Origin of the sequence: Streptococcus sp. HMSC068F04 (assembly GCF_001837455.1) — a bacterium.
Lineage (GTDB): Bacteria > Bacillota > Bacilli > Lactobacillales > Streptococcaceae > Streptococcus > Streptococcus salivarius_D.
Genome location: NZ_KV832474.1, coordinates 1 through 7184 on the forward strand (window position 1 = coordinate 1; position 7184 = coordinate 7184).

Here is a 7184-nt window from a genome sequence, read left to right on the forward strand (position 1 = left end):
ATTGTGCACTTATATTGTATATTCAAGACCCAAAAACTCCCCTTATAGTTTCTAGTGAAATAATGTGTTATTGTCACTGTCTCTATAAAGGGAGTCTAGTTATTTTATATTTTTAAGTATCAACCTTCAACTACAAAGTATAGTTATTAAAAGCCGATACGATACATTTGGTAAGTAATTTTTTCTGGTCTTAGAAGGCACCGCCTCCGCCGCCTCCGCCACCACCAGAGAAGCCACCGCCTCCAAAGCCGCCACTACCACTGTTCGAATTGATAGAGAAGCTACTTACGCTATCTGAGGCAGAAACATAAGATTCTAGATAATTGACATTATTCATCATAATAAACGGTGCTGCTGAATAAGTAAACTCATCTAGAGATGGATTGCTGAGGTGAATGTTGTAACGTTTTAGGACATCACTAACTTTTTTCGCCTGTCCATAGAGTGTCGCATAAACCAAGATACGATTCCATAGGATGACAGATTCTAGTTCGGATTCTTTAAAACTAGGAATACTCTTAATCATATTTTTAAAGCTATGCCACTGGTAAAAGGTTGAAATTTGAGTTGCATCAAGACATCTCTGACGACGTCTCTTCACTAAGTACCAGAATAAAATCGTAACTCCTGCTATAGGTAGAAGACCAAGAATATAGTAAAAACCAAGTCCTGATCCAAAAGCAGCAAATAAGAACAAGGTTGAAAGAATACAATGCACCATTGAAAGTACCAAAGCTGCTACTCCCAATATGTTAAATGTCTTTTCTTTCGGACTAAAATCTCTATAAATTTTAGGAAGTCCAAGCGCAAATTCCTCTTTTTCTACGCCTTTTGCTACTTGATAGCCGTCATTAGTGAATTGATATTTGACACGTTTTCCTTGGGAACGTATTGCTTCACGCTCATAGCTTGTTCTAGCACTCTTAAATTGTTTTTCTAAGCCATCTTTATCAAGATAATAGCGCGAGAACATTTCCGTATCTCTAATTTCCATGCGACCATCAAACAACATATCCAAGAAAGACTCTTCAAATGAAGAGAGACCTTCCTTTTCAATACGTGTAAGAATATTACTATCACCTTCTTGTCTATAGGTGAGATAACCTCTATCAATCAAATCAAGGATGGTAGCTTGCACCATATATTTAAACTTCAGAGGACCCGTTTCTTCTTTTAGACCTGTTTTGTCGAACGACTGATTATAAACATTCTTGGCTAGGACCAAAGGTGCTAAATCTTGAGGGGCTTCATAAAGACGGGCATTTCTAGGGAAGGAAGGCGTTCTAGTGCTATATAAAACAATGAGATAACAGAAGATACCAATAAGAACAAAGCTTAAAATCACAAGTGGCAAAATGACATAAAATAGATGTCGAAACTTTTCTTTAGATTCCTTGATATCTGCTTCTTTTTTTAGAAAGTCTGCCATATTCGTCTTATTTAATAAATAAGCCTGATTATTTTCTCGTAAAGCACTGGTCATCGGCCAGTAGGCGTGTAATTCCAATTTACCTGAAGATGGAAAATTGTCTACATGAACCTGATAACCTGTAGAAGTACGCTTAACCTGTGGGTCTTTTCCGAAATAGCCGGTGTGGGCATAAAGCTCTCCTTGACTTGCATCCAGACCATCAACTGTGAAATCAACCTGTCCAAATCCTTTATCCCAATCAGAGATAGGAAACCAATTTAAAACTGCAATATCTGAATATAGATTCAATAGGTGTTGGATCTGCCAAGTAACTTTGAGGACAACCCTATCACCATCTGAACCTGAATTATAAACTTTGAGTTTTACACCATCATAGGAGTCTGTTTTTTCAACTGTAATATCTGTTTTTTCTTTCCCATTTACAGTTGCCGAAACCTTTGGGTCATCCATGATAGAATAGCCACCAATTTTTCCCAAGGTTACATACTGACCTTTATAGTCACTATCAAAATCATAAGTCACTTCCTGAGTAAAGGTCGCATTACCATCATCATTTATTGAAAGGTGACCAACATAGGAAGGCAGGCTATACTCTACCTCATCAGCTTTGACGTGTTGAAAAGACAATGGCAGAAAACAGACTAACAAAACAGTTAAAGTAACATATTTAACAAGACCTTTCAGTATCTTTTTCATCATTTTGCTCCTTCAAGAACTAAAAAAGCAGGTGCAACACCAAGTGTCTCGATGTGCCCTGCTCTGATCCCTTATTTAGGCTTGATAAACAATCTCACCGTCACAGATAGTGTATTTAACACTGCCCGTAAGCTCTTCGCCTACAAATGGTGAATTGGCTGCTTTAGACTTAAAGTCTGCTGTGACCTGACGTTTTTCCTTGTCCGCAAAGATTACAAGGTCAGCTGGTCCATTTTCAGCCAAGTAACCGGCATCGAAGCCATAAAGATCAGATGGGTTGCTAGTCATTACTTTCAAGAGTTCAGTCAAGCTTAAGTGACCTGCTTCAACCAAGTAGGTCAATCCAAGAGATAGAGATGTTTCAAGACCAGTCATTCCTGATGGTGCTTTAGTAACATCATCGACATTCTTTTCATCGGCATGGTGTGGCGCGTGGTCTGTGGCAATGACTGAGATGACTCCAGATTTCAGCCCTTCGATAACAGCCTGACGGTCAGATTCCAAACGAAGTGGTGGGTTCATCTTGGCATTAGCACCTTTTGAGAGCAAGAGGTCTTCAGTCTTAGAGAAATGCTGAGGTGCCACTTCGGCAGTAACTTGAGCTCCAAGTTTTTGAGCAAATTCAACCACTTTTACAGATTCAGCTTTTGACAAGTGTTGAATATGAACATGTGCTTGTGTATCATAAGCAATCATGACATCACGCGCAATCATACTGTACTCAGCTACACCAGTTGCCCCACAAATATGGAATTCTTTTTTAGCAATATTTTCATTGAAACCGAGAATGCCATTAAGATCTGGATCCTCCTCGTGAAGACTGATGAAGGTATTATTCTCTTTAGCTAGCTCCATGGCCTTTTTGACAATACCAGCATTGGTCAATGGAATACCATCATCCGAGAATCCGACAGCACCTGCTTCAAGTAAGCCCTTGAAATCAGTGATATTTTCACCATCAAAATTCTTTGTAATGGTCGCAACAGACTTAACATGGATATTTTCCTTAGCTGCTGAAGTCAAGACCTCCTCCAAGGTTTCCTTGTCTGAAATCGTTGGATTAGTATTAGCCATCATTACAACTGTTGTAAAACCACCTGCGGCAGCTGCCAAGGCACCAGTATGAATGTCTTCTTTGTGGGTTTGACCTGGCTCACGGAAATGAACATGGATATCCACCAAACCAGGAGCAACCACAAGTCCAGTCGCATCGATGACTTGAGCATCTCCAGCTTCGATATTTTCCGCAATCTTAACGACTTTTTTACCATCAACAAGAACATCAGCTTGCGTATCCAAACCAGACTTAGGGTCTACAACACGACCATTTTTAATCAGTAACATAATCTTCCAACTTTCTATTTTACTTCAACCAATCAATTGGGGATTGGCCTTGAGATACAAGGTAGGCATTGGCTTTTGAAAAAGGCTTGCTGCCAAAAAAACCACGATAGGCCGACAAGGGACTCGGATGGGCACTCTCTATAATGGCATGCTTTGGATTGGTCACCAGTGCCTTCTTCTTACGAGCATAGCCACCCCAAAGTATAAAGACAACAGGAGTATCCTTTTGATTGAGGACCTTAATCACAGCATCTGTAAAAGGTTCCCAAACCTGACCGGCGTGCCCATTTGCTTGACCAGCTGGAACCGTCAGACAGGCATTAAGCAAAAGCACCCCCTGCTCAGCCCATGAAGTTAAATCATGAAAGGGTCTAGGACCCAAATCTTCCTCTAACTCCTTGAGAATATTTTTCAAAGACGGAGGAGCAGGAAGGCTATCAGGTACTGAGAAGGATAGTCCTTGTGCTTGATGAGGCCCATGATAAGGGTCCTGACCAAGAATTACCACCCGCACTTCTTCAAACGGAGTCTCCAACAAGGCATTAAAAACCTTTTCACGTGGCGGATAAACCGTTCCCTGACTATAAACCTGATCCATAAACTGATTTATCTTTGAAAAATAATGATCCGGTAGTTCCTCTTTCAGAAGCTTGTGCCATGTCGAATGTTCCATAAAAACCTCTTTTTAGACTGTTTTACACCCTAAATTATACCATAATTTGTAGGGAATATTCGGAAAATACTGAAAAAACACCCTGAATACGAAGCATTTTCTACAAAGTTTTAAAAATGAGTGACTCCACAAGTTTAAAGGGCTTACAATCTTTAACTCGTTATAGTTTTATGCTATAATTTAAACTTGTATTTTAAGAGAAAAGGTAATCCTATGACTACGTATGAAAATTTAAGAGCAGCCAGACGAGGTCCTATTGTCAGTATTGCTGCCTATGTTCTTCTTACCATTGCAAAACTACTAGCTGGACACTTTTTAAACTCTAGCTCTTTGATTGCCGATGGTTTCAATAACTTGTCAGATATTTTAGGGAACGTGGCCCTACTCATTGGATTGCACCTAGCTAGTCAACCAGCTGATGCAGATCATAGGTTTGGTCATTGGAAGATTGAAGACTTATCAAGCCTAGTCACTTCCTTTATCATGTTCGTGGTAGGTTTCCAGGTCCTCATTCAAACAGTCCGAAAGATTTTTCTAAGAGAGGAAACAGTGGTCGATCCACTGGGTGCCACTGTTGGTATCCTATCTGCTATCGTCATGTGTGGCGTTTACTTTTACAATAAAAGACTTGCAAAAAAGCTGAAATCCAGTGCTTTGATTGCTGCGGCCAAGGACAATCTCTCCGATGCTGTAACTTCTATTGGTACCTCAATCGCTATCGTTGCAGCATCCTTCAATCTCACGATTATTGACTATATTACTGCCATTATCATTACCTTCTTCATCCTAAAGACAGCCTATGATATCTTCATGGAAGCAACCTTTAGTTTGTCAGACGGTTTCGACGAGAGAAACCTCAAGGCCTATGAAAAAGCCATTCTTGAGATTCCAAAAGTCACTAAAGTTAAGAAACAACGTGGCCGTTCTTATGGTAGCAACGTCTATCTTGATATTGTGGTTGAAATGAATCCTGACCTCTCAGTTTACGAGAGTCATGCCATTACTGAACAAATCGAGGAGGTCCTCAGCAAGCGTTTCTCTGTCTACGACACTGATGTCCACGTAGAACCCGCTGCCATTCCCGAAGATGAAATTTATGGCAATGTCCTTCACAAACTCTCTCGCAATGAAAAGATTATTCTGTCGAAAATTCCTGACTATGAAAATCTCTTGGCACCTGACTTCTACTTAATCGACGAAAATGGCCATCACCACACTCGTGAAGAAGTCATTGCCAATCAACAACCACTTCTCAATAACTTTGACAGCTTCAAGATGACATCTGTTAGTCAAAAAACGAAATTAATTAGTTATGAGTTGGGAGGAAATTTCCACACTAGTATCTGGCGTCGAAATGAAACCTGGTTCATGATTTACCACCAAGTGACAAGGATAAAAGATGAAAAGTAACGAGCAAATAAGCTCGTTTTTTTCAGCTTTCAACTATATTTTGTGTAACATTCAATCAATTCTAAAAATTACATTAAAATGCCGAATGTTAGGAAAACTCTAACTTTTATATGTTATAATGAAGGTGTTTGTCACTACTGAATTTAGGGTTTTGACAGGCAAATGAGATTAATAGATATAAATAGGTTCTGCCAGCTACAGAACCCCATAGATATTAAAGGAGACACATTGTGAAAAAGAAAATTGTTGCCGTCCTTTTAGCAGCTTGTCTAGCTCTAGCACCGAGTTTGTCTAGTGCAGACGAATTGATGGATATCACACGAGCTGCTGGTTATACTGAAGCCACTGAGGCCTATCGCCCCAAATCAACCCTCTTAATTGATGGCAATACCGGAGATGTCCTCTGGGAAGAAAATGCTGATGAGGTGCGTGACCCTGCTTCTATGTCTAAGGCCATGACACTTTATTTGGTCTTTGAAGCTATGTCTAAAGGAGAGATTTCAGAAGATACTGTTATCACAGCTACTCCAACCGACCAAGCTATTGCCGATATTTACGAAATTTCCAACAACAAGATTGTTGCGGGTGTTGATTATACCGTTTCAGAACTCATCACTATGACGGCGGTGCCTTCCTCTAACGTTACAACCGTGATGCTTGCCAACTACTTGACCAATAATGATCCTGATAAATGGCTAGACATGATGAATGAAAAGTCTAAAGAGCTAGGGATGACCAATACCAAATGGTTTAACGCTTCTGGTGCCGTTGCTGTCGCCTTCAAAGGTTACTACAGTCCTCAACGTTATGATAACAACCAAACCAACCAAACAACTGCGCGTGATTTGGCCATCATGACCTATAACTTCATCAAGAAATACCCAGAAATTCTCAAGTACACTAGCAAACCTGTTGTCACAGTTAAAAAGGGAACACCTTACGAGGAAACCTTCGAGACTTATAACTACTCTATTCCAGGTGCCAAATACGGAATTGATGGGGTTGATGGTTTGAAGACAGGATCTAGCCCAGAAGGTGCTTTCAACTATATTGATACCATCAAACGTGGTGATCAACGTATGATTGCTGTCATCATGGGTTCTGGTGATTGGTCTGACCAAACAGGTGAAGAAATCCGTCATACCTTTGGTAATGCTCTCGTTGAGAAAATGTATAAAGATTTCTCTTACAAGAAAGTTCTTAGCAAGGGTGAACAAGAAATCGACGGTAAAAAGTACACTGTCGAAAAAGATGTCTACGCCACAGTCAAAAAAGGCAAAGACCCTAAAATCTCTGTTAAAGATGATCACATTGTCATTGATAATGGTCTGAAGACAGTATCACCTAATATCAAGGCTACTTCTGTTAAGGCAACTAAAGTTAAGGGATGGTTCGATTTTGGAAGTAACCAAAAAGATAAAAAGGCTACTAAAGCAACAAATAATGGCCAACTCTCAGTTTATTTCTGGTTGCTATGCCTTATCCCAGTTGGTCTCCTCTACTTGATTTACCTCAATGAAAAAGGACGTCGTCAAAGAGTCAAAGAACGTCGTCAAGCAAGACAAATCAATAAATAAAAGAAAGCGTGTCCATGACACGTTTCAGATTGAAGACAAAGTCCTCAGAAGT

The 7184-nt window shown here is 39.9% G+C and carries 5 protein-coding genes; 2 read left to right on the forward strand and 3 right to left on the reverse strand.

What is annotated here, in order from left to right; all coding sequences use genetic code 11:
• Positions 1 to 190: 190 nt before the first annotated feature.
• The 3 genes from HMPREF2571_RS03935 to HMPREF2571_RS03945 all read right to left on the reverse strand — a co-directional run bounded on the left by HMPREF2571_RS03935 (position 191) and on the right by HMPREF2571_RS03945 (position 4145).
• Positions 191 to 2128 (reverse strand): DUF2207 domain-containing protein, encoded by a 1938-nt coding sequence (locus HMPREF2571_RS03935; protein WP_070847219.1) that lies wholly within the window; start codon positions 2126 to 2128, stop codon positions 191 to 193.
• A gap of 75 nt (positions 2129 to 2203) precedes the next feature.
• Positions 2204 to 3472 carry a dihydroorotase gene (locus HMPREF2571_RS03940; RefSeq protein ID WP_064520684.1) on the reverse strand — a complete coding sequence of 423 codons (1269 nt, stop codon included), beginning with the start codon at positions 3470 to 3472 and terminating at the stop codon, positions 2204 to 2206.
• A gap of 19 nt (positions 3473 to 3491) precedes the next feature.
• Positions 3492 to 4145: a uracil-DNA glycosylase gene (locus HMPREF2571_RS03945; RefSeq protein ID WP_013990636.1), complete on the reverse strand. Its 654-nt coding sequence runs from the start codon at positions 4143 to 4145 to the stop codon at positions 3492 to 3494.
• Between the two features lie 213 nt (positions 4146 to 4358).
• Between HMPREF2571_RS03945 and HMPREF2571_RS03950 the strand changes: the two genes are divergently transcribed.
• Both HMPREF2571_RS03950 and HMPREF2571_RS03955 read left to right on the forward strand, forming a co-directional pair.
• Positions 4359 to 5555, forward strand: a complete 1197-nt coding sequence (locus tag HMPREF2571_RS03950) for a cation diffusion facilitator family transporter (protein ID WP_013990637.1) — start codon at positions 4359 to 4361, stop codon at positions 5553 to 5555.
• 230 nt (positions 5556 to 5785) lie between these two features.
• Positions 5786 to 7132 (forward strand): D-alanyl-D-alanine carboxypeptidase, encoded by a 1347-nt coding sequence (locus HMPREF2571_RS03955; protein WP_013990638.1) that lies wholly within the window; start codon positions 5786 to 5788, stop codon positions 7130 to 7132.
• Positions 7133 to 7184: the final 52 nt, after the last annotated feature.

Excerpts from the sequence above, each read along its gene's own strand:
- HMPREF2571_RS03945 (WP_013990636.1), bottom strand. The coding sequence starts at position 4,145 with ATGGAACATTCGACATGGCACAAGCTTCTGAAAGAGGAACTACCGGAT.
- HMPREF2571_RS03950 (WP_013990637.1), top strand. The coding sequence starts at position 4,359 with ATGACTACGTATGAAAATTTAAGAGCAGCCAGACGAGGTCCTATTGTC.
- HMPREF2571_RS03940 (WP_064520684.1), bottom strand. The coding sequence starts at position 3,472 with ATGTTACTGATTAAAAATGGTCGTGTTGTAGACCCTAAGTCTGGTTTG.
- HMPREF2571_RS03935 (WP_070847219.1), bottom strand. The coding sequence starts at position 2,128 with ATGAAAAAGATACTGAAAGGTCTTGTTAAATATGTTACTTTAACTGTT.